This window comes from Stenotrophomonas chelatiphaga, from assembly GCF_001431535.1.
Lineage (GTDB): Bacteria > Pseudomonadota > Gammaproteobacteria > Xanthomonadales > Xanthomonadaceae > Stenotrophomonas > Stenotrophomonas chelatiphaga.
The window spans coordinates 1-812 of sequence record NZ_LDJK01000092.1; the positions used below are offsets into that span (position 1 = coordinate 1).

An 812-nucleotide genomic window follows, 5' to 3' on the forward strand; every position below is an offset into this window, starting at 1 on the left:
GATCTGAGGCAAGCCGAAGCCACGATCAATCCGGCCGGAATACCCCATTCGCCAAATCGTATCCAGCTCTGCGAACCGTCCAAGACACGTTCGGACCTCCACAAATCGTCGTTACCGCTAATAGCCGAATCCGCGAGAAAATAGACGCCCGCAGAAAAAAGGAAAATAGCGAGCCAACGAGGAAGACGAACGCCCTTGAGCCAAGCGTGTGCTATGCCGACTCCCAGCAGAAATTCGAGCGCGATCGGGTTACCCCACACGTTCAGTGGGCGCACCCATGCATAGGCCGAACCAACCGTCACAAGCACCCCAAGAAGTATTGCGACTCGCTCTTGCAGCGCCCGCGGAGTACGCCAAGCCATGGCAAACGCCAGCACACAGTAGAAAGGCATCTCGAACAACAGCGTCCAGCCCGGCGGAAGGGTAGGTGAGTTGTCCGTCGAACCTAGCGGCTGGATGAAAAACAGCGAAAGAAGGATGTCTAGCGGCTGACTCAGTGCATCTGGCCTCACGGCCAGATATGAAACCGTTGCGACGACATACAACGGCCAAATCCTGAAAAATCTATCAGTCAGAAAGGGCCTGATTGACTGGGCACGCAGGCCCGCCAAAGTAACGATGAAGCCACTGATCACAAAGAATACATCGACACCCACCGCCCCGATACTAGCGAGAGCGTAGACGCCACCCTGAAACGAATTGACGCCTACGTAGTGGAGAAGGCAAAGACTGTGAAACCACACCACGCTCAGCGCAGCGACAGCTCTCAGCCACTGAACGGTGATCACCTTTTCCAAACAGCCCCTCCCTTG

At 55.7% G+C, this 812-nt stretch carries 1 protein-coding gene; it reads right to left on the minus strand.

All coding sequences use genetic code 11. The features are described 5' to 3' along the window. Positions 1-788 (minus strand): acyltransferase family protein (locus ABB28_RS16250; RefSeq protein ID WP_245625361.1); only part of this gene is annotated, 788 nt, incomplete at its 3' end. Positions 789-812 lie beyond the last annotated feature (24 nt).